20 protein-coding genes, 7 tRNA genes and 2 pseudogenes are annotated in these 25621 nt (G+C 70.3%); 18 read left to right on the top strand and 11 right to left on the bottom strand.

Going from position 1 to position 25621, the window contains the following annotated elements:
- Positions 1-73: 73 nt before the first annotated feature.
- The 15 genes and pseudogenes from H0E82_RS14560 to H0E82_RS14630 all read left to right on the top strand — a co-directional run.
- Positions 74-2639: pseudogene (locus H0E82_RS14560) on the top strand (DNA internalization-related competence protein ComEC/Rec2); the annotation flags it as partial.
- On the top strand, positions 2533-3168 hold the full coding sequence (locus H0E82_RS14565) for a MotA/TolQ/ExbB proton channel family protein (protein ID WP_180546588.1): 636 nt from the start codon (positions 2533-2535) through the stop codon (positions 3166-3168). The pseudogene H0E82_RS14560 and the gene H0E82_RS14565, both read left to right, overlap by 107 nt.
- A 1-nt stretch (position 3169) precedes the next feature.
- The gene (locus H0E82_RS14570) at positions 3170-3613 is read left to right on the top strand and encodes an ExbD/TolR family protein (RefSeq protein ID WP_180546153.1); all 444 of its coding nucleotides are present in this window, start codon (positions 3170-3172) and stop codon (positions 3611-3613) included.
- 4 nt (positions 3614-3617) lie between these two features.
- Positions 3618-5408, top strand: coding sequence for a lipid A export permease/ATP-binding protein MsbA (gene msbA, locus H0E82_RS14575; protein ID WP_180546154.1), 1791 nt, complete (start codon positions 3618-3620; stop codon positions 5406-5408).
- Entirely contained in the window at positions 5405-6376 is a 972-nt protein-coding gene (gene lpxK / locus H0E82_RS14580; RefSeq protein ID WP_180546155.1) for a tetraacyldisaccharide 4'-kinase, read from the top strand. The genes msbA and lpxK overlap by 4 nt, the downstream gene beginning before the upstream one ends.
- Before the next feature lie 57 nt (positions 6377-6433).
- Complete coding sequence (gene kdsB, locus H0E82_RS14585; protein WP_180546156.1) at positions 6434-7210, top strand: 3-deoxy-manno-octulosonate cytidylyltransferase; 777 nt, start codon at positions 6434-6436, stop codon at positions 7208-7210.
- Positions 7207-7689: a low molecular weight protein-tyrosine-phosphatase gene (locus tag H0E82_RS14590; protein ID WP_180546157.1), complete on the top strand. Its 483-nt coding sequence runs from the start codon at positions 7207-7209 to the stop codon at positions 7687-7689. The genes kdsB and H0E82_RS14590 overlap by 4 nt, the downstream gene beginning before the upstream one ends.
- A 7-nt stretch (positions 7690-7696) precedes the next feature.
- Complete coding sequence (locus H0E82_RS14595) at positions 7697-9127, top strand: redoxin domain-containing protein (RefSeq protein ID WP_180546158.1); 1431 nt, start codon at positions 7697-7699, stop codon at positions 9125-9127.
- Entirely contained in the window at positions 9124-10992 is a 1869-nt protein-coding gene (gene uvrC / locus H0E82_RS14600; protein WP_180546160.1) for an excinuclease ABC subunit UvrC, read from the top strand. Before H0E82_RS14595 ends, uvrC begins: the two co-directional genes overlap by 4 nt.
- Positions 10993-11010: 18 nt before the next feature.
- On the top strand, positions 11011-11610 hold the full coding sequence (gene pgsA, locus H0E82_RS14605; RefSeq protein ID WP_180546162.1) for a CDP-diacylglycerol--glycerol-3-phosphate 3-phosphatidyltransferase: 600 nt from the start codon (positions 11011-11013) through the stop codon (positions 11608-11610).
- 36 nt (positions 11611-11646) lie between these two features.
- Positions 11647-11722, top strand: a tRNA-Gly gene (locus tag H0E82_RS14610).
- Positions 11723-11799: 77 nt separating this feature from the next.
- A tRNA-Cys gene (locus tag H0E82_RS14615) sits at positions 11800-11873 on the top strand.
- Between the two features lie 41 nt (positions 11874-11914).
- Positions 11915-11990: transfer RNA gene (locus H0E82_RS14620), tRNA-Gly, on the top strand.
- Between the two features lie 98 nt (positions 11991-12088).
- A tRNA-Leu gene (locus H0E82_RS14625) sits at positions 12089-12175 on the top strand.
- 62 nt (positions 12176-12237) lie between these two features.
- Positions 12238-13287: a GGDEF domain-containing protein gene (locus tag H0E82_RS14630; RefSeq protein ID WP_180546164.1), complete on the top strand. Its 1050-nt coding sequence runs from the start codon at positions 12238-12240 to the stop codon at positions 13285-13287.
- A gap of 58 nt (positions 13288-13345) precedes the next feature.
- Here the strand turns inward: H0E82_RS14630 and H0E82_RS14635 are convergent, their stop codons facing one another.
- Positions 13346-13657, bottom strand: coding sequence for a hypothetical protein (locus H0E82_RS14635; RefSeq protein ID WP_180546166.1), 312 nt, complete (start codon positions 13655-13657; stop codon positions 13346-13348).
- Positions 13654-13923 (bottom strand): hypothetical protein, encoded by a 270-nt coding sequence (locus H0E82_RS14640; RefSeq protein ID WP_180546168.1) that lies wholly within the window; start codon positions 13921-13923, stop codon positions 13654-13656. Before H0E82_RS14640 ends, H0E82_RS14635 begins: the two co-directional genes overlap by 4 nt.
- Before the next feature lie 178 nt (positions 13924-14101).
- On the opposite strand from H0E82_RS14640, the gene H0E82_RS14645 reads away from it, so the two are divergent.
- Positions 14102-15733 (top strand): FMN-binding glutamate synthase family protein, encoded by a 1632-nt coding sequence (locus tag H0E82_RS14645; RefSeq protein WP_180546170.1) that lies wholly within the window; start codon positions 14102-14104, stop codon positions 15731-15733.
- 4 nt (positions 15734-15737) lie between these two features.
- Here H0E82_RS14645 and arsC read toward each other — a convergent pair whose 3' ends face one another.
- From arsC to H0E82_RS14665, 4 genes are all read right to left on the bottom strand, one after another.
- Entirely contained in the window at positions 15738-16094 is a 357-nt protein-coding gene (arsC, locus tag H0E82_RS14650) for an arsenate reductase (glutaredoxin) (RefSeq protein WP_180546172.1), read from the bottom strand.
- Positions 16091-17338, bottom strand: a complete 1248-nt coding sequence (locus H0E82_RS14655; RefSeq protein WP_235974326.1) for a dicarboxylate/amino acid:cation symporter — start codon at positions 17336-17338, stop codon at positions 16091-16093. The genes arsC and H0E82_RS14655 overlap by 4 nt, the downstream gene beginning before the upstream one ends.
- 121 nt (positions 17339-17459) lie before the next feature.
- Positions 17460-17945, bottom strand: coding sequence for a GNAT family N-acetyltransferase (locus H0E82_RS14660; protein ID WP_235974327.1), 486 nt, complete (start codon positions 17943-17945; stop codon positions 17460-17462).
- Positions 17942-18721, bottom strand: coding sequence for a L,D-transpeptidase family protein (locus tag H0E82_RS14665; protein ID WP_425600349.1), 780 nt, complete (start codon positions 18719-18721; stop codon positions 17942-17944). Before H0E82_RS14665 ends, H0E82_RS14660 begins: the two co-directional genes overlap by 4 nt.
- 540 nt (positions 18722-19261) lie before the next feature.
- On the opposite strand from H0E82_RS14665, the pseudogene H0E82_RS16875 reads away from it, so the two are divergent.
- A pseudogene (locus H0E82_RS16875) lies at positions 19262-19586 on the top strand (hypothetical protein); the annotation flags it as partial.
- A 514-nt stretch (positions 19587-20100) separates the two neighbouring features.
- On the opposite strand, the gene H0E82_RS14675 reads toward H0E82_RS16875, so the two are convergent.
- From H0E82_RS14675 to H0E82_RS14695, 5 genes are all read right to left on the bottom strand, one after another.
- Positions 20101-21501: a C40 family peptidase gene (locus tag H0E82_RS14675; protein WP_180546177.1), complete on the bottom strand. Its 1401-nt coding sequence runs from the start codon at positions 21499-21501 to the stop codon at positions 20101-20103.
- A 670-nt stretch (positions 21502-22171) separates the two neighbouring features.
- A tRNA-Asp gene (locus H0E82_RS14680) sits at positions 22172-22248 on the bottom strand.
- Positions 22249-22720: 472 nt separating this feature from the next.
- A tRNA-Asp gene (locus tag H0E82_RS14685) sits at positions 22721-22797 on the bottom strand.
- A gap of 18 nt (positions 22798-22815) precedes the next feature.
- A tRNA-Val gene (locus H0E82_RS14690) sits at positions 22816-22890 on the bottom strand.
- Between the two features lie 20 nt (positions 22891-22910).
- Positions 22911-23186, bottom strand: a complete 276-nt coding sequence (locus H0E82_RS14695) for an HU family DNA-binding protein (RefSeq protein WP_180546179.1) — start codon at positions 23184-23186, stop codon at positions 22911-22913.
- A 258-nt stretch (positions 23187-23444) separates the two neighbouring features.
- Here H0E82_RS14695 and H0E82_RS14700 point away from each other — a divergent pair, with 258 nt between their 5' ends.
- A complete protein-coding gene (locus tag H0E82_RS14700) occupies positions 23445-25427 on the top strand; it encodes a SurA N-terminal domain-containing protein (RefSeq protein WP_180546181.1) in 1983 nt (660 codons plus the stop codon).
- Positions 25428-25621: the final 194 nt, after the last annotated feature.

Raw genomic sequence — 25621 nt, forward strand, 5'->3', positions numbered from 1 at the left:
CTTTCCCTACGTTTTTACGCCGGGAGACCGGATGGGGCGCTTACGTCCATCCGGCGAGGCTCGTCCCATGACGATGGGGGCCGAACCTCTCACGCACCTGCCCGGAACCGGCGCGGAGCCGCCTGCACGGCCGGCACGCGTGCCCGTGCTGGGCCTTGCGACGGCGGCGCTGCTCGTGGCCGGCGCGGCGGGCTGTCTCGCCTTGCCGGCGCTTCCGCCGCGGTGGATGCTGCTCGTCGCGTTGATCGGCGGCGCGGCCGCGTGGATGCGCGGGCGCATGGCCGGGCGATTGCTCGGGGCCGCGTTTGCAGGCGCGGCCCTGTGCGGCCTGCACGCGATGCACAGTCTTGCGCTGCAATTGCCGGCGTCGCTGGAGCGGGCCGATGTCGAAGTGAGCGGCCGGGTCGTACAGCTCCCGCTGCACGAGGCGCAGCGCACACGGTTCGCGTTCCGCGTGGACAGCGCGGAGACCATCGTGCCCGCACTGCGCGGACGCCTGCTGCGTCTGGCCTGGTACGACGACCGGGGCGTCGAGGCCGATGCGCGCCGCATGGACCTCGCGCCGGGCAGTCGCTGGGCGTTCACGGTGCGTGTGCGGGCACCGCGCGGGTTGCGCAATCCCGGTTGGCTCGACAGCGAGAAACACGCGATGGCCGCCCGGGTCACCGCCGCGGGCTACGTGCGTACGCGATCCGCGGTTGACCAGGTCGGAAGCGCGGGCGGTATGGATGCCTGGCGCGATGCGGTGGCGGGTCGGATCGACGCTGCCGTCGGCACCGATACGGCGCGCTACGTGCGTGCGCTGGCGATCGGCGACACCCGCGCGCTCGGCGACCTGGACTGGGAAACCCTGCGCGCCACCGGACTCACGCATCTGGTCGCGATCTCGGGCTTTCACGTGGGCATGGTCGGTGGCTTCTTCGCGCTGCTCGCCGGCGCCCTGTGGTGGGCCGTGCCGCGCCTCGGGCGCGTCCTGCCACGGCCGCAGGGCGCCGCGCTCGTCGCACTTGCGGCGTCCACCGGCTATGCCGCGGTGGCCGGCTGGGAGTTGCCGACGGTGCGGACCGTGCTGATGATCGCGGTCGTCGCGGCGGCGCGACTCGCGCGGCGACGGTTGCACATCGCCGATGCGCTGGCCTACGCCGCGACGGCAGTGATTCTGGTGGGCCCCATGGCGGTGCTTTCCGCCGGCTTCTGGTTGAGTTTCGCCGGCGTGGCCTGGCTGGTGTGGTGCCTGCCGGACGCGCGCGAGGTGTCGATGGCGCGCGGCCTGCTGGCCTCGCAGTGGGTGGCGACGCTGGGCCTGCTGCCGCTGACCGCGGCCTTGTTCGGCCAGGCATCGTTGGCCGGCCCGCTCGCCAACCTGGTGGCCATCCCGTGGTGGAGCCTGGTCGTCGTCCCGTTGGCCCTGGTCGGAACGGGGCTCGAAGCCCTGCACAGCGGCGCCGGCGACTGGGCGTGGCGCCTCGCCGCGGCCGCCTTCGACCTCAGCTGGCCGTTGTTCGACCGGCTCGCCGCCAGTCCTGTCGCTTTGTGGTGGTTGCCCGGTCCACACGTCCTGGCGGTGCCGCTGGCGCTGCTGGGCGCGTTCTGGATGCTGATGCCGCGCGGCGTGCCGGGCCGTGCCCTGGCCGCCCTGCTGTGGCTGCCGCTGCTCTGGCCCGACCGCGCACTGCCGGCCGACGGCGAAGCGGAGCTGGTGGTGCTGGATGTGGGGCAGGGACTGGCCGTGCTGGTGCGGACCCGGACGCACGCGGTGCTCTACGACACGGGCCCGGCGGTGCCGGACGGCTTCGACGCCGGCGAACGCGTGGTGGTGCCCGCATTGCAGGCGCTCGGCGTGCGCCGTCTCGATGCGATCGTGGTGAGCCACGGCGACGCCGACCACGCAGGCGGATTCGACGCGGTCCAGCGGCGCTATGCCGCGCCGGTGGTGTTCGCGCCGCAGTGGGATCGCGTGCCGGGCGCCTCGCCCTGTCTCGCCGGCTCGGGCTGGCGGATGGACGGCGTGCAGTTTCGTTTCGTGCACCCGGACGTCCACTTTCCGGCCTTTCGCAATCCCTCCAGCTGCGTGCTGCGGGTGGACACCGCGCTTGGCGCGGCGCTGCTTCCAGGCGACATCGATGCGGTCGTGGAGCGGCTGTTGCTGCACCGGGATGCCGATGCGCTGCGCGCCGACGTGGTGGTGGCCGCGCATCACGGCAGCCGCACGTCCTCGGATCCGGCCTTCGTCCGTGGCTCGGGCGCGCGGCACGTCCTGGTCTCGGCGGGCCACGGCAACCGTTTCGGACATCCGCATGCCGGCGTGGTCGAACGCTGGATCGACGCCGGCGCCTGGGTGGCCGGCACCGCCGAGGGCGGGGCCCTGCGCCTGCGTCTGGGCGCTGGCGAGGCGCGCGTCACGCCTGAACGGCAGCGGCGGCCGCGGCTCTGGGACGCCGCCCGCCGGGCCGCGGCGGGCGGAGGGGCGCGGGAGCGCGCTGCGCTATCCTATTCCGACGATTGAACCGGCCGCTGGCCGAAGGGGTTTGCGTGCTCGAACTGGTGAAGGCCGGCGGCTGGCCGATGATTCCGCTGCTGCTGCTGTCGGCGCTCGCGCTGGCCATCATCGTCGAGCGCTTCTGGGCTCTGCGTCGCAAGGCGGTGTTGCCGCCCGGGCTCGGCGAAGAGGTCAGGGTCTGGGCCGCACGCGGCGCGCTGGATCCGGCCCACATCGAATCCCTGCGCGGCACGGCGCCGCTGGGCGCGTTGCTGGCGGCCGCACTCGACGTACGCAATCGTCCGCGCGAGGAAATCCGCGAGCGCGTGGAGGACGTCGGTCGCCATGTCGCCTTCCGTATGGAGCGTTACCTCAATACGCTCGGGACGATCGCCGCAGCCGGCCCGCTGCTCGGCCTGTTCGGCACCGTGGTCGGCATGATCCAGATGTTCCTCGGAGTGATGGACCACGGCGTGGGCGACGTCAACCAGCTGGCGGGCGGCATCGGCAAGGCGCTTGTGTGCGCGGCGGCGGGCATGGTGGTGGCGATCCCGGCGCTGATGTTCCACCGGCATTTCCGCGCCCGTATCGATGGATACGTGGTGCAGATGGAGCACGAGGCGATCGCGCTGATGGACGCCATCGACCCGCGCAACCCCCGTCCGGCCCAGGCGCCGGTGCAGGCCTGACGTGCGCATCCGCGACCGCCGCGCCGAGGACGCGCCCGAACTCAACCTGGTGCCTCTGATCGACGTGATCCTGGTGCTGATCATCTTCTTCGTGATCACCACCACGTTCGACACGCGCTCGGTGCTCAAGCTCGAGCTGCCGCAGGCGACGGGCGAGCGCAACGACGCGCAGTCCGGCACGCTCAGCCTGCTGATCAACGCCGACGGCCGTTACTTCGTGGACGACCGCGAAGCGCTGCGCACCGACGTCGAGTCGCTCAAGCGCACGATCGCCGAGGTCGCCGGCGACGATCGCGATCGCACGGTGTTGCTGCGCGCCGACGCGCGCACGCCCTGGCAGGCGGTGGTCACCGCCTACGATGCGCTGGGCCAGCTCGGTTTCACCCGCATCGCCAACGCCACCGCGCCACAGGTGCCGTCGGCTGCGCCGGCACCGGCGCCGTAGTCGCATGGTCGATTCCGTGACCGCAGAGGCCGGACGCGGCGATCGCGCCTGGCCGGTCTACAAGCGGCTGCTGCGGTTCGCCCGCGGCTACCGTGGCCTGCTCTCGGTGGCCGCCCTGGGCATGCTGCTCGAGGCCGCCGCCGGCGGCCTGTTCACGGCGATGATGCAGCCGATCATCGACCAGACCTTCGTCGTCGACGAAGCGGGCATCGCGTTGTGGATGCCCGCCGCGATCATCGGGCTGTTCGTGCTGCGCGGCATCGCCGGCTATCTCGCCGACTACAGCATGGCCCGCTCGGGACGGGGTATCGCCCGCGACCTGCGGGTGCAGGTGCTCGCCAAGTACCTGCGCCTGCCCGGCATGCGCTTCGACACCGAGCCGGTGTCGTCGATGCTGGTGCGCCTGGGCTCGGACAGCGACCAGGTCTCGCAGGCGGCGATCGACGCCGCCAAGGTGATGCTGCAGCAGTCATTGCAGATCCTGGCGTCGCTGATCGTGATGCTCTGGTACAGCTGGCAGGTCACACTGACCATCCTGGTCATCGCGCCGCCGCTGTCGTGGATCATGGGCAAGGTCGCGCGGCGTTACCGCCGGGTCAGCCATCACATCCAGGACAGCGCGGCGATGCTGCTGCAGACCGCGGACCAGTCGCTGAGCAACCAGCAGGAAGTGAAGATCTACGGTGCCCAGGCGGCCGAGAACGCCCGCTACGCGGCGGTGGCCGAGCACCACATGCGGCTCAACCTGAAGGTCGAGGCGACGCGTGCGATCTCCTCGGGCGTGGTCCAGCTGATGGGCGCGATCGGCCTGGCGCTGCTGCTGGTGATCGCCGGCTACGAAGCCTCGCAGGGCCGGCTGACGGTGGGTGGTTTCTTCTCGTTGATGCTGGCGATGATGGCGATCATCCCGGCGCTCAAGCAGTTGACCAACGTGCAGAACATGCTGCAGCGGGGCGTCGCGTCGGCCGAGCGGCTGTTCGTGATCCTCGATGCCGAGGACGAAGTCGATACCGGCACGCGACGCCTCGAACGCGCGCGCGGCGAAATCGAGTTCCGGTCGGTGTCGGCGCGGTATCCGGGCCAGGACACGCCTGCGCTGCAGGAGGTGAGCTTCGTCGCACGCCCGGGCACGGTGACCGCGATCGTCGGCCGCTCCGGCAGTGGCAAGTCGACGCTGATCAAGCTCATTCCGCGGTTCTACGAGCACGAGGCCGGCCAGATCCTGCTGGACGGACATCCGCTGGAGGACTACCGCATCGCCGACGTCCGCCGGCAGATCGCGCTGGTCGGCCAGCAGGTGATGCTGTTCGACGATACCGTCGCTGCCAACGTGGCCTACGGCGAGATGGCGACCGCCACGCCGGCGGCACTGGAGCACGCCATCCGCGGCGCCAATGCGATGGAGTTCGTGGAGCGGCTGCCGCAGAAGCTCGACAGCGGCATCGGCAGCCGGGGCGGGCGCCTGTCGGGCGGCCAGCGCCAGCGCCTCGCGATCGCGCGCGCGATGCTCAAGGATGCGCCGATCCTCATCCTCGACGAGGCCACGGCCGCGCTGGACACCGAGTCCGAGCGACTGGTGCAGGATGCCCTCGATCATCTGATGCCCGATCGCACGACGCTGGTCATCGCCCATCGCCTGTCGACCATCGAGCACGCCGACCAGGTGCTGGTGCTCGACCAGGGCCGCCTCGTCGAGCGCGGCACGCACCGCGAGCTGATCGAGCGGGGCGGCCTGTACGCACGCCTGCACCGGATGCAGTTCCGGGATGCGGACGGCGGAGACGGCCTCGCGTGAAGCCACCGGCGTACTGGTTCGACGGTCGTCGTCCGCCCGTGCACGCGCGCGCCCTTGCCGGTGTCTACGGGCTCGCAACGCGCATGCGCAAGTCGATGCTGCGCCGGCATGCGGTCGCGCGTCCGGTGCTGGTGATCGGGAACCTGATCGCCGGCGGCAGCGGCAAGACCCCCCTCACGATCGCGGTGGTCGAGCGCCTGCAGGCCGCCGGCTGGACCCCTGGCGTCGCCAGCCGCGGATACGGGCGCGACATGCCGCGCAGCGCGCGCTGGGTGGACGCGGTCAGCGACCCGGCGCTGTGCGGCGATGAACCCGTGCTGATCGCGTCGCGCACCCGCGCGCGGGTGCGTGTGGACGCCGACCGGGTGGCGGCGGCGCGGGCGCTGATCGGCGCCGGCTGCGACATCGTGGTGTGCGACGACGGGCTGCAGCACTACCGGCTGCGGCGCGACGTCGAGATCGAGGTCATCGACGGCCGCCGACGCTACGGCAATGGCGCCCTGATCCCGGCCGGCCCGATGCGCGAGCCCGCGGCACGTGGCGCCGAGTGTGATTTCCGCGTGCTCAACACGGCGATGGACGCCGGTCTGGTGCCGGCGTTCGGCGAATGGCCGATGCGTCTGGAAACCGGTCACGCCTTGCCGCTGCTCGGTGGGCGTGCCCGTGCGATCGCGGCATTCGCAGGGCAGCGCGTCCATGCGGTCGCGGGAATCGGCGATCCCGAACGGTTCTTCGACACCCTGCGCGCCCACCGCATCGCGGTGGTGCCGCACGCCTTCGCGGACCATCACCGCTACACCGCGGCCGACCTGCGCTTCGGCAGCGACCTGCCGGTGCTGATGACGGAGAAGGACGCGGTGAAGTGCATGCGCCTGGCCGGCGAGCGGCACTTCAGCGTGCCGGTCACCGCGCAGTTGCCCGAAGCCTTCTGGATCGCGCTGCTCGACCGCCTGGCCGGCCTGCGCTGAGCCGCGTCTCCATGCAGGCGTCTGCGCGCCGCGGCCCTGATCTGGGAGAATCGGCCGATGACCCTGTCCTCCGGTTTCATCGTCGCCATTCCCGCGCGCCTGGGCTCGACCCGTCTGCCCGACAAGCCCCTGCAGTTGCTGGCCGGTGAGCCGCTGGTGCTGCATGTGGCGCGCCGCGCACTGGAGGCCGGCGCCGACGAGGTGTGGGTGGCGACGGACGACACGCGCGTCCGCGATGCTCTGGCGGGCGCACCGGTGCAGGTCGCGCTGACCGCGCCGACCCATCCCTCCGGCACCGATCGACTGGCCGAATGTGCGGCGCTCGCCGGCTGGAACGACGCGCGGGTGGTAGTGAACCTGCAGGGAGACGAGCCCTTCGCGCCGGCCTCGGGCATCCGCGCAGTCGCCGCGCTCGCCGCCGATCCCGGGGTTGCGATGGCGACCCTGGCCGCGCCGGTCGACGACATCGAGACCCTGCTCGATCCCAATGCGGTCAAGGTGGTGCGTGCCGGGAACGGCGATGCCCTGTATTTCAGCCGGGCCCCGGTGCCGTGGCCGCGCGACGCGTTCGCCCGCGAGCGCACGCGCATGCCGGCCGGCGAGTGGTGGCGGCATATCGGTATCTACGGTTACCGGGCGGGCTTCCTGCGCCGGTTCGCCGCGATGCCCCCGGGGCGCCTCGAGCAGGTGGAGATGCTCGAACAGCTGCGTGTGCTGGAGGCCGGGCACCGGATCGCGGTGGGTGTCGCACCCGAGGCCTTTCCGGCCGGCGTGGACACCGCCGAGGATCTCGCGCGGGCCGAGGCCCGGCTGGGTGCGGGAGCCCCGCGATGACCCGTCTGCTGGTGGTCTGCCTCGGCAACATCTGCCGCTCGCCGATGGCCGAAGGCGCGCTTCGCGCCCGTATCGAGGCCGCCGGGCTCGGCACCCGGGTGACAGTGGACTCCTGCGGCACCGGCGACTGGCATGCGGGGGATCCTCCCGACCCGAGGTCCATCCGCACGGCTGCGGCACACGGCGTCGACATCGCCGGTCTGCGCGCGCGCGTGCTCACCGGCGGCGACTACACGGCGTTCGACGTGCTGCTGTGCGCAGATGCCAGCACCCGGGGAATCGTCGAGGCGCGCCGGCCCGCCGCAGCAACGGCCGCGATCGCAGGCCTGCTCCAGTGGGCCGGCACGGGAGACGGAGACGTGCCGGATCCCTACCGGGGCAGCGCCGGGGACTTCGAGGCGGTGTGGGGGCTGGTCGACCGGGCGGCCGAGGCGATCGTCGCCCGGATCGGCGCCAAGCGTGCGCCCGATCACGCATAATCCGGACATGACCGCCGACGATTCGCCAGCGCCCGAGTTCCCAGCCAGCCTCGAATGGCTGAACCTGACGGATCCTCTGCGCATGGCCCAGCTGCGTGGCAAGGTCTGCGCGTTGGCGTTTGTCAACCTGTCGTCGGCCTGGTGCCAGCAGCGCCTGGCAGATCTCGGCCATCTGCGTGCGCGCCATCGCGAGCGCCTGCAGGTGGTGGCGGTGCATGTGCCCCGGTTCGACTCCGAGCGCGAGGTGCGCCGGAGCAGCAAGCGCTCGCACGCCCAGCAGCACGAGTTCCCGATCGCCCACGACGGGGACTGGACGCTGTGGCAGCACTACGGCATCGAGGCCTGGCCGACCGTGGTCCTCATCGACGGCGACGGCATGGTGCGGGGGCGGATCGTCGGTGAAGGCGGCCTGCGCGAGCTCGACACCCGAGTGGCAGCGCTGATCGGCGAACTCAGACCGCAGCTGGTCAATGCCGAGCCGGTACGCCTGCGCCGCAGCGGCGAGCCGCCGTTGCCGCTGCGCTTTCCGGTCGGCCTGGCGCTGTCGGGCAACTATCTCTACGTGGCCGACAGCGGCCACCATCGCGTGCTCGAGTGCGACACCAGCGGACGTATCCTGCGCCAGTTCGGCAGTGGCAGTCCCGGATTCATCGACGGCCCGATGGAGCTCGCGGCGATGTCGCGTCCGCACGGACTGTTCGTGCAGCGCGACGTGCTCTATGTGGCCGATACCGGCAACCATGCGGTCCGCGCGATCGAGTTGCGCACCGGCGACATCGCCACCGTGTGCGGGGCAGGGCGGCCCGGAGTCACCGTCGAGGGTCCACTCGCGGATCCGCGCGCCGTGGCGCTCGACCAGCCGCGTGCGGTCGTGCTGGCCGGCGACAAGCTCTACATCGCGACCGCCGGCGACAACCGGGTGTGGCGCCTGGATCTCGGCACGTCGGAGATCGCGCTGGTCGCCGGCAGCGGGCGGCTCGCGGTGAAGGACGGCACCGGTGCGATGGCCGCCTTCGCCGAACCTGTGAGCCTGGCCTGCGTGCAGCAGACGGCGTACGTCTGCGACGCTGCCGGGTCGGCCGTGCGCAGCGTGCACACGCGCACCGGGCAGGTCTCCACCCTCGTCGGGCAGGACCCCTGGGAATTCGGATGCGTTGACGGCGCGCGGACCGATGCGCGCCTGCAGCATCCGCAGGCCGTGGCGCTCGATCCGGGTTCGCCGGTGCTGTGGATCGCCGACAGCGGCAACGACACCCTGCGCCGCTTGCGGCTGGGTGGCGGCGAGCTCACCACCTTCGATCTGCCGCAGCGGCTGCATGCACCGGCCGGTCTCGTGGTCTCCGCGGACGCGGTGTGGATCGCCGATACCGACGCGCACGCGGTGCTGCGTCTCGACCCCGCGACGGGCGCGTTGCGCCACGTCCCGATCGGCGAATGACGACACCTGCACGACGCACAGGCGGCGGGCCGCCCTTCGATGGAAAGGCCTTCGTCGCCGGCCTGAGTACAGCGCCCGGGGTCTATCGGATGCTGGCGGCGGACGACTCGGTGCTCTACGTGGGCAAGGCCGCGGACCTGCGCAAGCGGGTGGCGAGCTATTTCAATGCCACGCCCAAGGTCACGCGGACGATGGCGATGATCGCGCAGATCGCGCGCATGGAAGTCACCGTCACCCGCACCGAGGCCGAGGCGCTGCTGCTGGAAAACCAGCTGATCAAGTCGCTCAAGCCCCGCTACAACGTGTCCCTGCGCGACGACAAGAGCTATCCCTACGTTCTCGTCACCCGCGATGCCTGGCCGCGCATCGCCGTGCACCGCGGGCCGCGCAACGTGCCGGGTCGTTACTTCGGGCCGTACCCGGGCGTGACTGCGGTGCGCGAAACGCTGAACCTGATGCAGAAGCTGTTCAAGCTGCGCAACTGCGAGGACAGCGTGTTCCGCAACCGCTCGCGGCCCTGCCTGCAGCACCAGATCGGACGCTGCACCGCGCCGTGCGTCGGTTTGGTGTCGGAGCGCGACTATGCCGATGCGGTGCGACGCGCCTCGCTGTTTCTCGACGGGCGCAGCGACGCGCTCACCGACGAGGTCGGCCGCGACATGGAGGCGGCCGCGGCGCGCCTCGATTTCGAGGAGGCCGCACGCCTGCGCGACCTGCTCGGCAACATCCGCGGCATGCAGGCGCGGCAATACGTCGATGGACGTGTCGCCGAGCTGGACGTGCTGGCATGCGCCATGCGCGGCACCCACGCCTGCGTGCTGCTGCTGTCCTTCCGCGACGGCCGCAATCTCGGTACGCGCGCGTTCCATCCGCGGACCAACGGCAGCGACGACCCGGCCGAGGTGCTCGCCGCGTTCGTCTCCCAGCACTACGCCGAACAGCCGCCTCCACGCGAGATCGTGCTCGACCGCGCGATCGAGGACGTGGAGCTGCTGGAGGAGGCGTTCAGCGAATCGGCGGGGCGCCGGGTCCAGGTCAAGACCAGCGTACGCGGCGATCGCGCGCGCTACATCGACCTGGCGCGGCGCAACGCCGAGATCGCACTCGCCAGCGAACTCGGCAGCCAGGCCGCGCAGCAGGCGCGCTCGGACTCGCTGCGCGACATGCTCGGCCTGGCGGAGCCGGCGCAACGCATCGAATGCTTCGACATCAGCCACACCATGGGTGAGGCCACCGTGGCCTCGTGCGTGGTGTTCGATGCGCAGGGCCCCGTGCGCGGCCAGTACCGCCGCTACAACATCGCCGGCATCGAGCCGGGCGACGACTACGCGGCCATGCACCAGGCCCTGACCCGGCGCTTCCGCCGCGCGGTCGAGAGCGACGGTGTCGTGCCCGATGTCCTGCTGATCGATGGCGGCGCGGGGCAGGTGGCCCAGGCCCGCGACGTGCTCGACACGCTCGGCATCACCGGCATCTGTCTCGTCGGCGTGGCCAAGGGCGAAGCCCGCAAGCCGGGCGACGAGACCCTGCTGCTGCCGGACGGGCGCGAACTCAAGCCGGGCGCGGCATCGCCGGGACTGCAGCTGGTCCAGCAGGTCCGCGACGAAGCCCACCGCTTCGCGATCACCGGCCACCGCGGTCGCCGGCAGAAGGCGCGCAGCACCAGCCGGCTCGAGGACATCCCGGGAATCGGGCCGCGGCGACGGGCGAGCCTGCTCAAGCATTTCGGGGGGCTCGGTGGGCTGAAGGCGGCCGGTGCGGAGCAGATCGCCCAGGTGGAGGGTGTCAACGCGGCACTGGCGCAACGCATCTATGCGACCCTACACGGGCTCGATGCCGATGGTTCCGGCCAGGGCCAGGACTGATTCCCCCACAGGCTTGCAATGAAATTCACGATTCCCACCTGGCTCACGCTGCTCCGGATCATGATGATCCCGGTGCTGGTGGTGGTGTTCTATCTGCCGTTCAAATGGACCAACTTCGCCGCGGCGCTGATCTTCGGACTCGCCTCGATCACCGACTGGCTCGACGGTTGGATCGCGCGGCGTTATCACCAGTACTCGGCGTTCGGCGCGTTTCTGGATCCCGTCGCCGACAAGCTGATGGTGGCGGTGGCGCTGTTTTTGATCGTGCAGGGCCACCCGACACCGTGGATGGCGTTCTGGGCCGCGGTCATCGTCGGACGCGAGATCGCGGTATCGGCCCTGCGCGAGTGGATGGCCGAGCTGGGCCAGCGCGCCGCGGTCAAGGTGGCGACGATCGGCAAGATCAAGACCATCGCGCAGATGGTGGCACTGCTGTGCCTGCTGTACTCGGTGACCCCCGATCGTCCACCGCGGCCCGAGCCGTGGATGGGCCACGTGGTCTTCGTCATCGGCGACTGGTTGCTGGCGATCGCCGCGCTGCTGACGCTGTGGTCCGGCGTCGCCTATCTGCGCGCCGCATGGCCGATCATGCGCGCCGCGGAGAAGAACAAGTATTGACAGCAGGGCGGCGAACGGTAGAATTTCGCCTCCCAAGCGGGAATAGCTCAGTTGGTAGAGCGCAACCTTGCCAAGGTTGAGGTCGAGGGTTCGAGCCCCTTTTCCCGCTCCAGTTTCGAACGCGAAACCCCGGGTTGCAGACGGGGTTTCATCGTGTCGGCAGGCCGCGAGGTCTGCGGGTGGGTCACCGGCCTGGTGGCAGAGTGGTCATGCAGCGGATTGCAAATCCGTGTACGCCGGTTCGATTCCGACCCAGGCCTCCAGCCGGCGCGTGCCATGTGCATGCGCGTCAATGCGGTACATCGCGGGAATAGCTCAGTTGGTAGAGCGCAACCTTGCCAAGGTTGAGGTCGAGGGTTCGAGCCCCTTTTCCCGCTCCAGTTTCGAGAGGCCCTGCTTGCGCAGGGCCTCTTTCGTTGTGGCGGACGCCGGGCTGCGGTTCCAATCCGGCCTGCGCTCAGGCACGCTGTCGCCGCCTGCCCGGATGGCGAAACTGGTAGACGCACCGGACTTAAAATCCGTTGGCCGCAAGGTCGTGCCGGTTCGATTCCGGCTCCGGGCACCAGGCACCGCACGTCCCGCTGCGCCGCTGTCTCCGTTTTCACCGGCGCAGGGCTAGAGTGACGCATGGACAGACGGCGCCGCGACGACCTGCCTGCCGCGCCTGGTGGCCTGGGCGTGCGTCAGGTCGTCGCCCGGCTCAGGGAGAATTTCCGGCTCGCGATCATCAGCCTGCTGGGCGTGACCACCGCGGTCGCGCTCGGCGGGTTCATGGTCTGGCGTCTGACGCGCGGCGACTGGATGGCCGCGGGGTTCGACGGGCTGGTGATGCTCGGCATCCTCGCGGTGGTGGGCCTGGCATGGCGCGAGGGCAGGACGGAACTCGCGGGCACGCTGATGGTGGTGTGCAACTCGCTTTTCTGCGCGGCGGCCTGGAGCGTAGTGGGTGCGGCCGCCAACGGCTGGGTGTACGTGGCGCTGATGACGAATTTCTACATCGCGCGCACCCGAGTGGCGGTGTGGGCCAGCGTCTTTCTGCTTGCTGCGTCGATGGCCGCATTGGTCACGGGAGACGGCCCCTACCACCTGAGCACGCCGGTCACCTGGCTGCTGATCTTCGCGTTCTCGTACGCGTTCTCCCGTCGAGTCAGTGCACACAGCGATTCACTCGAGCAGCGTGCCAACCGGGATCCGTTGACCCAGATGCCCAACCGGGGCGCGCTGGAGACCTGCCTCGAATCGATCGTGAGGCGGCGCCGGCGCGGGACTTCGGGGCTGCTCATCCTCGATATCGACCGCTTCAAACTCGTCAACGACGAATTCGGGCACCCGGCTGGCGATCGCGTCCTGCTCGCGCTGGCGGACGTGCTGCGCGAAGAGTTGCGCCAGGGCGATTCGGTGTTCCGCTTCGGCGGCGAGGAGTTCGTCCTTGTTCTGCCGTCAGGCAGCGAGGCGACGCTCGCCGCAGCGGGCGAGCGTCTGCGCGAGGCGGTCGCGGCGCGCGTCGCCGGCCCGGCGGGTCCGATCACGGTGTCGATCGGGGGCGCCATGTACTGCGGCGAGCTGGATTGGCAGGACTGGTTCGCGCGTGCGGATGCGTCGCTCTATCTGTCCAAGCGTGCCGGTCGCAACCGCGTGCACGTTGCCCATGCGCTGGAAGAGCCCGTTGCCATCTGAGCGGCGGGTCGGATGTGGGCGATTGCGGTTGCGACGCCCGCGCGTCGAGGCGCGGCGCTCAGCGGTGTCCGTGCTCCGCCCAGTCCGCTTCGGGGGCCGTCCAGGCGTCCGCCCGTCTGGCCACACGTCGTCGCGAGCGTCGGATCGAACGGCGCATGTGGCGCAGGCGCCGGCGCACGCGCAGGATCGAACCGACGACGAGCAGGGCGGCGAGCACCGCCGCCGCAAGCAGTGCCCAGGGCGCCAGCGGCGCCAGGCCGCCGATGATCGAACCCGCCGTCCGCGTCATCGCCAGCGAGAACACGACGCCGGCCAGCATCACATAGAGCGGCATCACGAAGATCCGCCAGAGTGCACGTGCGGAGATCACGCGACGCGCTCCACAACTGCAGCGTGGATGGACCCGAGACAGGATGGATCGATCACCGGGGCCGGACGCGGCGGTGGTGCGGCATCGAACCGCCAGTAATGCGCCGCCTCGTGGCGCACCGCGTCCCAGGATGCATGACGCGGCGCGTGGTCCCACAGCGCGCGGAGCGCAGGCTCGACTTCATGCCAGTCGGCGTCGGGCAGTTCGGCGCGGATCGCACGGGCCATCTCCGCAAGAATCACCTGGTTGCCGGCCGATCTGGTCATGGACACGGGTCGAACATGGGAACGAGCTGCGAGGCTAATCACGCGTCTGCGTGCCTGCCGTGAAGTCCGGCGGTCTGCAGCCCCTCGTTCAGCCTTGACGCGGTCACCGCCGCGCACTGCCTACCATGCAGGTCTCGATGGCAGCCCGGCCTGCCCACCGCACCCGAGAAGGAGTCTGATGATCCGTTACCTGGCGTACGGCGCGAGCCTCGTGATGGCCCTCGTTTCGCTGCTCTATGCGATGCACTCCGGCGCCCCCGGATGGATCGCCGCCAGCCTGGGCTTCGGTGCGCTGGTTGTCATCGGAACCCTGGATATCCTGCAGCCCAATTCGACGCTGCGGCGCCTGTATCCGCTGCTGGCGCACTTCCGCTACATGCTGGAATCGTTCCGGCCGGAAATCCGGCAGTACTTCATCGAGGACGACCAGGACGAGGTGCCGTTCTCGCGTCAGCAGCGCGCCCTGGTCTACCAGCGGGCGAAGAACGTCAGCGACGTGGTGCCGTTCGGCAGCGAGCTGCCGATGTACGGCTCCCACTACGAATGGATCAACCATTCGCTGGTACCCGCGCATGCGGAGTCGCACGATTTCCGCATTCCGGTCGGCGAGGAGCGCGCGCGTCCGTATGCCGCGAGCGTGCTCAACATTTCGGCGATGAGCTTCGGATCGCTGTCGGCCAATGCCATTCGCGCCCTCAATCTCGGCGCGAAGCGCGGGGGGTTCTACCACGACACCGGCGAGGGGTCGATCGCGTCCTACCACCGCGAGCACGGCGGCGATCTGGTCTGGCAGATCGCCTCGGGTTACTTCGGCTGCCGGGATGCGGAGGGTCGCTTCGACGAAGAGCGGTTTGCCGAACAGGCGGCGGACCCGCAGGTGCGGATGATCGAACTCAAGCTCTCGCAGGGCGCCAAGCCGGGTCACGGCGGCATGCTGCCGGGTCGCAAGGTCACCCCCGAGATCGCCCGGACCCGCGGCATTCCGGTGGGTGTGGACTGCGAATCGCCTGCGGCCCATTCCACCTTCTCGACGCCGGTCGGGCTGCTCGAGTTCGTCGAGCGTCTGCGCACGCTGTCGGGCGGAAAACCGACGGGCTTCAAGCTCGCGATCGGCCATCCCTGGGAGTGGTTCGGCATCGCCAAGGCGATGCTCGAGACCGGCATCCTCCCGGACTTCATCGTGGTCGACGGCGCGGAAGGCGGCACGGGCGCGGCACCGTCGGAATTCATCAACCATGTCGGCCTGCCGTTGCAGGAAGCGCTGCTGCTGGCACACAACACGCTGGTCGGCATCGGCCTGCGCGAGCGCGTGCGTATCGCCGCGGCAGGCAAGATCACCAGCGGATTCGACATCGCGCGCACGCTCGCGCTCGGTGCCGACTGGTGCAATGCCGGACGCAGTTTCATGTTCGCGCTGGGCTGTATCCAGTCCCGCACCTGCCACACCGATCTCTGCCCGACCGGCGTGGCCACCCAGGATCCCGCGCGCTGGCGGTTGCTCGACGTCCCGGACAAGGCCGACCGCGTGTTCCATTTCCAGCAGAACACCCTGCGCGGTCTGCGCGACATGCTGGGTGCCGCAGGCCTGGAACATCCGATGCAGCTGGGGCCCGAGCACATCCTGCGGCGTGTCTCGCCGACCGAGGTGCGGTCGCTCGCTGCCCTCTACCGCTTCCTCGAGCCCGGCGAGTTGCTGCGCGGCGTGCCCGAGCATGCGGTATTCAAGACGTTCTGGCCTGTGGCACGTGCCGACAGCTTCGCACCGCCGGCCCGCGCGTCGGCGATGCACGCGACCAAGCGACCGTCCTGAGCGTTCAATCGAGCAATGCGAGGAGCCGCTCGGCGGGACGGGCGATCACCGCGCGTTCGCCGCGAACCACGATCGGGCGCTCGATCAGACGGGGATGCGAGGCCATCGCCGCGACCAGTGCGGCATCGTCGACGGCGCCGGCAGCGAGGCCGAGTGCGCCGTACTCCGCGTCACCGCTGCGTATCAGGGCACGCGGTGGCAGGTCGAGCCGGCGCAACAGGTCATCGATGGTGGCCGCGTCGGGCGGTGTTTCGAGATAGAGCACGATCCGCGGCGCGATGCCGCGCGACCGCAGCAGGTCGAGCGCCGCGCGCGACTTGGAGCAGCGAGGATTGTGATAGATGACCACCGGACCGGTCATGCGTCCGCACCGGCTTCCGCATCCGCGCCGCCTCGCCGCGCGACCACGCCGGTCGCGGTCACCTGGCCGGTGGTGTTGGCGACGGTGGCGAAGACGTCGGGAATGGTGTCCACGGCGAGCAGAACGCCGAGCGGTTCGACCGGCAGGCCCATCGCCTGGGTCACGGGCAGGTTGTTGGTCATGAAGCTCACCTGGCCCGGCAGCCCGACCGAGCCCATGCTGATGACGATGCTCAGACCGACCGCGATGGACAGCTGCGCCGCGCCCAGCTCCACCCCGTACATCCATGCGATGAAGATCACCACGCTGAGGTACTGGGTGGGACTGGCGATCCGGAACAGCGAGACCGCCATCGGCAGCACCAGCGACGTGACCGCCAAGGGATAGCCCAGCCGCTGGCGTGCGCTGTCGACCATCACCGGCAGCGAGGCCAGCGAGGACTGAGTGCTCGCCGCGATCGCCTGCACCGGCAGCAGGGCAGCGGCGAACCGCCGCAGGCGCTCACCTGCGACGAGCATCGCCACCGCGTACATCAGCACGGTGATCGCGATGTACAGCGTGCACTGCAACGCGATGTAGTAACCGAGCGCGGCCAGTACGCCCAGGCCGACATGCGCGCAGACGGCCAGCACCAGCGCGAACACGCCGAGCGGCGCGGCCCACAGCACCCAGCGCACGACCACCAGCATGGTGTCGCCGATCGTGCGCACGAGTTCGAGCATGCGCGCTCGGCGCTCGGGCTCGAGCCGGGTCAGCGCGAAACCGAAGAACATCGAGAACACCACCAGCGGCAGCATGGCGCTTGCCGCGGCAGCGGCGATCGCATTGCTCGGAATCACGCTCGTGATCCACAGGCCGAACGAAGGCGCCTGCGGCAGCACCTCGGGTGCCTGGATGGCCGCGCGGAACAGCGCGACCTGGGCCTCGTCGCGCGGCATCAGCGACAGGAAGGCAGGGGCCGCGACCGCGGCGAAGGCGCCGCACACCGCGAGCAGGACCGCGAACACCGCCATCGCCACGCGCGCGTTGCGCCCGGAGGCCGCGGCGTCCGCCGCGGCGTTGATGCCGACGATCACCAGGGCCGCGACCAGCGGCACCACGGTCATCTGCAGGGCGTTGAGCCACAAGCGTCCCACCGGTTGCACGAAATCCGCCGTGCGCGCAGCCACCAGTGGATCCCAGGCGGCGAGGGCGAGGCCGGCGCCTGCACCGAGCACCAGGGCGATGAGGACGCGCGCGGGCATCGAAAGACGGAAACGTGGCGGGCTGGTAGCGACGGTCATCGAGCGGCTGCGATCGGAAAGGCCGGTGGAGCATGCCACGTCGGACGGGCCCGGCCGGTGCGATCGGCGGAACGCTCGCGCTTCACGGACGTGCGGGGTGGCGCCCGGCGTCGCCTGCGGCGTCGTCGACCAGCGTCAACAGGTCACGCTGGTCATCGTGGAAACCGGACCGCAGATAGAGCACGCGCGCCCGCGGGTTGCGCCGGTGTACCTCCAGCCGCAGCGTGCGGACGCCCCACGTCCGCACATGTCGTTTCGCGATCTCGAGCGCCGCCGCGCCCAGGCCGCGGCAGCGGGCATGCGGCGCGATGAACAGTTCGTCCAGCAACGCGAAGCCGCCGCCCTGCTCGAGGCTGAAGCCTCGGGTCAGCACGAGGTAACCAAGGTCGGCAGCGTCGCCCAGCAGCAGCACCGTGCCGGTGTCCGGCGCGTCGAGCAGTGCGCGCGCGGCGCCGGCGATGCGGACGGCGTCGAAGACGAGACCCTCCTCGTCGTAGAACGCGCGCATCATCGCCAGCAGGGCCGGCAGGTCGCTCGGCTCCGCCGGACGGGCCGCCGGTCCATTCAAGGCCGGCGTTCCGGCAGGTCCCAGCGCGCTGCCAGGCGCGCATGCTCGGGCTCGGGCAGCAGCACGAAACGTGGCGCCCGCGCCGGATCGAGCCAGTCCAGCAGCGTGTCGAGCGCGGCCGCCTCCATCGCCGTGCAGCCGGCCGTCGTCTCGTCCGGCCGCCGCAGCAGGTGCGCGAAGATGCAGCTGCCGTGGCCGGGGACGCCGGCCGCGTTGTGCTCGATCACGAAGCCCCGGCGATAGCGGATGTCGCCGGCGTTGTGCAGGTCGAGACGCATCGGCTCGGTGGACCCGGCGACCGCGGCGTCGCCCACCTCGCGCGCGTCGACGATGCGGTTGTACAGCGGCGATGCCGGCACATCGATGCAGTAATGCGATCCGGTCATCGCCCGGTACGGCAGTGCGCCGATGCCGTCGGGCGGGTAGCCGAAGGCCTCGCCGATCGCGAACACGCCGGCCGGCGCGCGCCCGTCGCCCTCGCGCTTCTGCGGCCCCTCCGCCTGCGCCGCATGTAGGCCCAGGCCCCAGGCACTGCCATTGCGACCGAGCATCACCGGGACCGGATCGCCCACCGCGCGCCAGGGCCCGCCCGTCGTGCGCTCGTAGCGCTGGAGCCGGGCCCTGGGCTCGTCCCACCCGTCGCTGCTGACGAGAACCAGCTGCTGCGCGCCCTGCAACGGGGACTGCGCCGGCGTAGTGGACGTCGCGCATGCGGCCAGCGGCAGAACGCACATCGCGGCGAACCCGGATGCAGCGGCACGGAACAGACGGGGCATGGCGATCTCCTCGAGGGGCGTGATGCAGTGTGGCGCCAACCGGTGCCCGGTGGGCAACATGCGGGCGCCCACGTGGACATCGGCGCGAGCTCCCCGATCGGGGCGAGAACGCTCCGCGCTCGTGCAAGCGCGTGCCCCTATGGACCGGGTAAGCGCTGTACAGCGCCGGGCGGTTGGGCTCCACGCGATGACGACGACCGCCGGTGCAGCGGCCAGGCAGGCGACGTCGAGACGCGGATGGCCATGCCGATCGGCCAGGGCGGCGTGGATTCCAATGTCGTACGCGGCATCGAAATCGACCGGGTGGATCGTCTGCGACAGTCACGCATCGTCATCGGCTCGATGTCGCCTCTCTCCGCGGCACGGGCGGATCCGCTTGGAGATCCAGTGGCCGGGCTACGGTCCCGTCCGCCATCACCGATGTCCCGCTGCATCCGGCGACGAACGTCAGCGCACGCGGATCGACAGCGCTCACCGGCGGCTCCCGCGGGGCCCGCAACCTCGCTGCGTCGCGTCGTCTGCACGGCCTGCCTGCGACCGGGCAGCCGTTGTCTCGATCCTGGCGTCCATGCCGCGGGCGAGGGCGGTGATGGGTGCGCCTCGAGCGATGAAGAGCGCGCTCCACTCCACGTGTCCGGCCGACCATCTCGAGGGCGTGGACGCTATCTGCACCGCAGCCGTGCCCGGGAGACGAGCGCCGTCGCTGTTGACCTGCTCGATGGTGGCGGGCATGCGTCCCTTGAGCGTGATCGTGGATCGGGCTGCCGAAACCGGTGGCAACCCGCGAAAGCACTGTGCCCGCCAGCATGATCCAGCCCGGGTGGCGTCGAGGCGGGGGCGGGGCGGCGGTGTACACACCGCTTGATGGATCGCGCGCTCGACGTCGGAGTAACGTCCTCGACGGCGTTGCGCTCGAGTGCAGGATCGCCCGGTGCAACGATCGCGAGCGCGGCTGCCACCCTCGCTCGGGCATGGCCGCCGACGCTGATAGCGATGAGGGCCGCGCGTTTCGGCCGCCGCGGCGAGGCCGTGCGTCGAGTGCGTGCGGACGCGCGGACGGATCGTGCAGCGCGAGCTCCACTACGGCCTCCGCGCGCGTATCAGGATGCAGTGCGTCCGGACCGATGCCGACAGCGCGTCGAGGTTGGACCTCGCGACCCTGCGCTCGCGCCCGATCAGACGCAGGGCGACGACGTCCGCGATCCTCGCGACGATCGCGGACACGACGCCCTCGTCGGCGTCACCGGTGTCGGCACGCGTGGGGGCGACCCGGCGTGCGCGCAGTCGATAATGCGCGCGCAATGCAGGAGGGCGACCCAGGTGACACGCGGACCGCTCCGAGCGGTCGCTGTGAGCGTCAGCGGACTGCGGTTCGCCGGCTAGCGGACACGCAGGAGGCTGGTGACGTGATCGATCAGCGCGTCGTCACCGGAGCGCATGGGCGTGAGCGGCGTCACCACCACGCCGTTGAACGGAACGCGCACCACGTCGCCTTCGTCGTCCCGTACCGACATGCCGGCGGTGTCATGGATCACCCAGGGTTCGCCGTCGACGTGACCGATCACCATCATCACGTGGCCGGGGACGAACACGAGATCACCAGCATCGGCCGCGCGCAGCAGACCCAGTCGCGCTTCGCGGGACATGGCGGCGGGCATCTCGACCCGGTCGAATGCCGGGCTCACCGCCTGGGCGCCGGTATTGCGCGGCAGCAGCACGCCCGCACTGCGATAGACCTCCGACACGAACCCGCTGCAATCGCGCGCGTTGTAGCTGTGCCCCCAGCCGTAGCGTTCGCCGAGAAACTTGAAGCCTTGGCGGACCAGCGTTGCGCGGGTCAGCGGCAGGACATCCGTGGCCACATCGGCCGAGCGGGGCACCAGTGCCGGCGCGAAGGCCAGCGCGCCGGCCGCGTCGCGCACCGGCAGCTCGATGACATGGCCGAAGGCAGCGGTCTGCCCGTTCACCACGGCGGTGGCGGGCCATGCGAGATGCGGCACGCGCACACCCATCTCGAGCTGCACCGCGGACACGGCCGGGTGTTCGGGCGTGTACACCGTAAGCACGCTGGCACCGGTGACCACCAGCCCGTCGTCGGCGCGTGCCACGTAGTCGGCAACCTGTTCGCGCGGGCCGATCGCGACGGCGTCGCGACTCACCCAGGCCGCATAGCGTTCGCTCACCACGAACAGCCAGGCACCGTCGCGGCTCGCGTGGAGCACTGCCACCGGCGCGCCTGGAAACAGGGCGTCTTCCTGGAACCGGTCGATGTCGGTGTCGTCAGGCGCGCTGAACACACGCAGCGCGGTCGGAAACGCACGCAGATCGGCGCGGCGCGTGACCAGGCCGAAGCGCGTGGTCACGTGCGCGGGAAGGCGGTCGAGCGCGAGCGCCTCAACCAGGGCGTCGAGATCGCGTTCCGGAAGGGACCCCTCTCGCGTGTACCGCCGCACGGTCGGGCGCCGGGACACCCCATCGATCCATGCGCGGACACGTTCGCGGTCGATCCGGTCCGGCAGCGCGAGCGGCGAGAGGATTGCGCGGTCGAGGGTGCGGGTCCGCAGGTTCAGCGCTGCGACGCCTGCGCGGTCGAGGATCGGGGTGTCAGGGCCCTCGAGCCGATCGATCCAGAAGCCCGCATCGAGCATCGCCTCGCGCAAGCCCGGAATGCCATCGATCACGGGCGCGCCGGGCATCGCACGAGCCGGGCCGCCCGTGCAGACAGCAAGCGCGAACAGTGCGACCAGCAGATGGACGAAAGACCTCTTGGGCGCGTACATCGTGACTCCTGCACCGCGCGCTCGCGGATTGCCGACGAGCATAGAAGCTTACGGGCGGCAGGCAAGATGCAGGGAGGCGGTATGTGCGCGCGCAGTGCGCATCGGTGCTTCAGGGCACCGTCGTCGCGGGCCTGCGCCGTGACGTGACGCCGGAGCGCCGCACGTCGCGCGTCGCCACGCAGACCGGGGCGACGGATGACGCGTGCGGCGGCGAGCGCACACGGGAACGCGCTGGCGGAGCAGTATCGGTGCTGCGACGCCGGGCCTCGCGCCAGGCATGGGCCGCGCCTCTTGCACGTGTGCGAATGCAGGCGCGCGCAGGGCCGTTCAACGATGAGGGCCTCGCAGCAGCGAGGTCGCGCGTTTACGCCCTTTCGCCACCTCGACCCACTGACCGATCATGGTGGTAAGCGCCGCCGGAGGACCCGGACCCCGGCCCGCAATCGTCATTGCGATTGCCAGCTCGCACGTGTTGCCTGCAGCAGTGCACGCATCTTCCGTGCGGAGCGCCGAACCGGCTGCTGCTCGAACTTCCAACGGCGGCAGTGCCCGTGCGAAGGTCGCGGCATGCAGGGTCCGGGCACACGAGTTACGCGGCGTGCCGTGCAGCGATGCGGGTTCAACGCATACGAAAAAGCCCCGCATCGCTGCGAGGCTTCGTCGTTACAGATGGCGGAGCGGACGGGACTCGAACCCGCGACCTCCGGCGTGACAGGCCAGCATTCTAACCAACTGAACTACCGCTCCAAGGCGCGGAATTCTACATGAATCCCGCGGCTTGGGAAGAGGGATCCGCAACATCGTCGCAAGTCGCGCGATCGCGCACGGAGCCATCGCGGCCGATCACCCGGAACGGGCCCGTTCGATCGCCAGCCGATGCCTCGCGAGCAGGCAAACGGACGCACGGCGCGCGTCCTGCGCAGGCCCCGGGCCGTGTCGTGCCACGTTGCGGATTGCGTCTGCGTGTGCCGACGTCGCGGGGCCGATGCGACCCGAGATCGCCGGCGACAGAATGCGTGTGCCGACGCTCGACAGTTCGCGCTGCCGCGCGATGAAGCTTCCGCACGTCGCGACCTGCTGCGACAGCGGAGCCCCGGCGCGAGCGGTCACACGTCGCACGCATGCCGGCTGTTCGACCGCGCCGATGACTTGCCTCGATGCATTCGCCATATCACGGACATGAAAAACCCCGCTTCCGCGGGGTTATTCATTCGATCAATGGCGGAGCGGACGGGACTCGAACCCGCGACCTCCGGCGTGACAGGCCAGCATTCTAACCAACTGAACTACCGCTCCACATTGAAACCTGGCGCGTGGTGGGTGCTGAGGGTTTCGAACCCCCGACCCTCTCCGTGTAAAGGAGACGCTCTACCGCTGAGCTAAGCACCCATGCGGGACGATCAAGCCGCTTACTTTACCGCATCCTTCAGCGCCTTGCCAGCCTTGAACGCAGGCACGGTCGAAGCCGGAATCTGGATCGCTTCCTTGGTCTGCGGGTTCAAGCCGGTGCGCGCAGCACGCGGACGGGCGACGAACGAACCGAAGCCGACGAAGTTGGCCGAATCGCCGTTCTTCAGCGTCTCGGTGATCGTGTCGAGCAGGGCGTCGACCGCGCGGCCGGCATCGGCGCGCGACAGGCCCGCCTTCTCGGCGACGGAGTTGATGATGTCAGCTTTGGCAGCCATGCGAATTCCTCTTGTCAGATATGTACGCGGTGTACGGCGTCTTGGGAAAACCGGGCCGTCCGGCGTGTCGCGGCGGCCCTGGGGAAGCGTTCGGACGCGCATGGTACGCGATCGACCGGGGGAATACGACTTCGATCACGCCGGCCTCGGACGCGGCCCTCGAGGCTGTGAGCGCGCTTCCGGCTGCGCCCGAGGCCCGTCTGCACCCGCGTCATCATGCGGTTAAACTGCCCGGCTCGCCCATCCAGTGCCCGGACAATGCTGCAAGCGCTTCGTGAAAAGACCAGTGGTTGGATCGCCATTGCCATCGTGGCGGTGCTGGCGGTTCCGTTCGCATTCTTCGGGATGGAGCAGTACCTGTTCCAGAACAACGCCGACTACGCGGCGAAGGTGGAGGCCCCGCCCACGTGGTGGCGCTCGGCGCCGGATGTCTGGTTGGTGCGCAAGCTGGCATGGTCGACCACCGAGGTGAGCGCTGCGGAATTCCGCGAGGCGTTCGACGCGATGCGCGAACAACGTCGCCAGGCCGAAGGCGAGAACTTCGATGCCCGCGGCTTCGAGACCATGGAGAGCAAGCGCGAGGTGCTCGAGCAGCTGATCGATCGCGCGGTGCTGGCGCTGGCTGCCGACCGCGCGAACATCGTGGTCGGCGATGCGCAGGTGTACGACGTCATCCGCTCGATCCCGGCCTTCCAGGTGGACGGACAGTTCGATACGCAGCGCTACCAGCTCACCCTGCAGTCGGCGCAGCCACCGCGGACACCGCGGGAATTCGAATCCTCGGTGCGGCTGGATCTGCAGCGGGCGCTGGTGCCGCAGGCGGTCGCGGAGTCCGCGTTCGTGACGGCGGGCGAGTCGCAGCGCCTGATGCGCCTGCTCGGCGAGCGACGCGACGTGAGCTTCATGATCGTGCCGCCGCCCACGGTCGAAGAGGCGCCCGTGGCGGACGCGGACCTGCAGGCGTGGTTCGAGGCCAATGCGAACCGCTACCGCGCGCCGGAGCAGGTCGCACTGGAGTACATCGAAGTGCGCGCCGATCCCGCCGCGGTCACCGGCGTCGTGGACGAGGCCGAGGCCCGCGCCCACTTCGAGCAGGTCAAATCACGCTTCACCGCGGCCGAGCGCCGCCTCGCGTCGCACATCCTGGTCGAGGTGCCGGCGGATGCGGACGCAGCCGCGCAGCAGGCGGCGCAGGCGAAGGCAGCCGACATCGCGGCGCGTGCGCGGCAGCCCGGCGCGGACTTCGCGGCGCTGGCGCGCGCGGAATCCGACGACCCGGGCTCGAGCCAGGGCGGCGGTGATCTGGGTTGGGTCGAGACCGGCATGATGACCGGACCGTTCGAGGATGCCCTGTTCGCGATGCAGGCGGGGCAGGTGAGTGACCCGGTGCGCACCGATTTCGGCTGGCACGTGCTGCAGCTGCGTGAGGTGGACGCGGCCCGCCCGGTGGCGTTCGAGGACGTGCGTGAGGAAATGGAGCGCGAGGTGCGCGACAACGAGGGCTCGCGTGCCTACAACGAGCAGGTCGGACGCATCGTGGACGAGATCAACCGCCACCCGATGTCGCTCGAGCAGGCAGCGGCTGCGGCGCGGTTGCCGGTACGCACGATCGCGGCGTTCGCGCGTGGCGCGGGCTCGGGCATTGCGGCGAATCCGGCGGTGGTCCAGGCCGCGTTCTCCGAAGCGCTGACCCAGGACGGTACCGTGAGCGATCCGATCGAGATCGCGCCGGACCACACGGTGTTCATTCGCGTCACCAGCCACACGCCCGAGCGCGCTCGCACACTGGACGAAGTGCGCACCCGCGTGACCGCCGAGGTGCGCGCCGACCGAGCGCGCCGTCAGGCCGAGGCGGCCGCCGACGCGCTGGTGGCCGAGCTCAAGGCTGGGACCACGCTTCAGGCGCTCGCCGAGACGCGCGGTCTCACGGCGCAGTCCGTGCCGGGTGTTCCCAGAGGCGCGCCGGTGCCCGACGCCGTCGCCAACCGCGCATATTTCCGCGTGCAGCCGCCCGCCGACGGCGCCACCGCACCCGGCCGCGTGATGCTCGGCGATGGCAGCGCCGTGGTCTTCACGGTGGATCGCGTCATCCCCGGTGACCCGGCCGAGGCCAGCGAGCAGGAGCGGACCATGCTGCGGCAGCAGCTGGGGGCCTTGCTGGGCAACGAGGATGCCGAAGTCCTGCAGCGGGCCCTGCGCCGCGAGATGAAGATCACCGTCAACGAGGCGCGCCTCCTCTGACGCTCGAACGCCCGGCGCAGTGCCGGGCGTTTTTCGCGTGGCGGGCGGCCGCGATCGCCGCCGGTCGAAGCGTTCCGTGGCGAGTGAGGTTCACTGTTCCCGGGGCATGAACGAGGCGCGTCTCTTCCGACGTGCGCACGTCCGGCGCCATGCCGGGCGTTGTCCGCGTGGCGTGCGGCCGCGATCGCCGCCGG

The organism is Luteimonas deserti, assembly GCF_013425765.1.
Taxonomy (GTDB): Bacteria; Pseudomonadota; Gammaproteobacteria; order Xanthomonadales; family Xanthomonadaceae; genus Luteimonas; species Luteimonas deserti.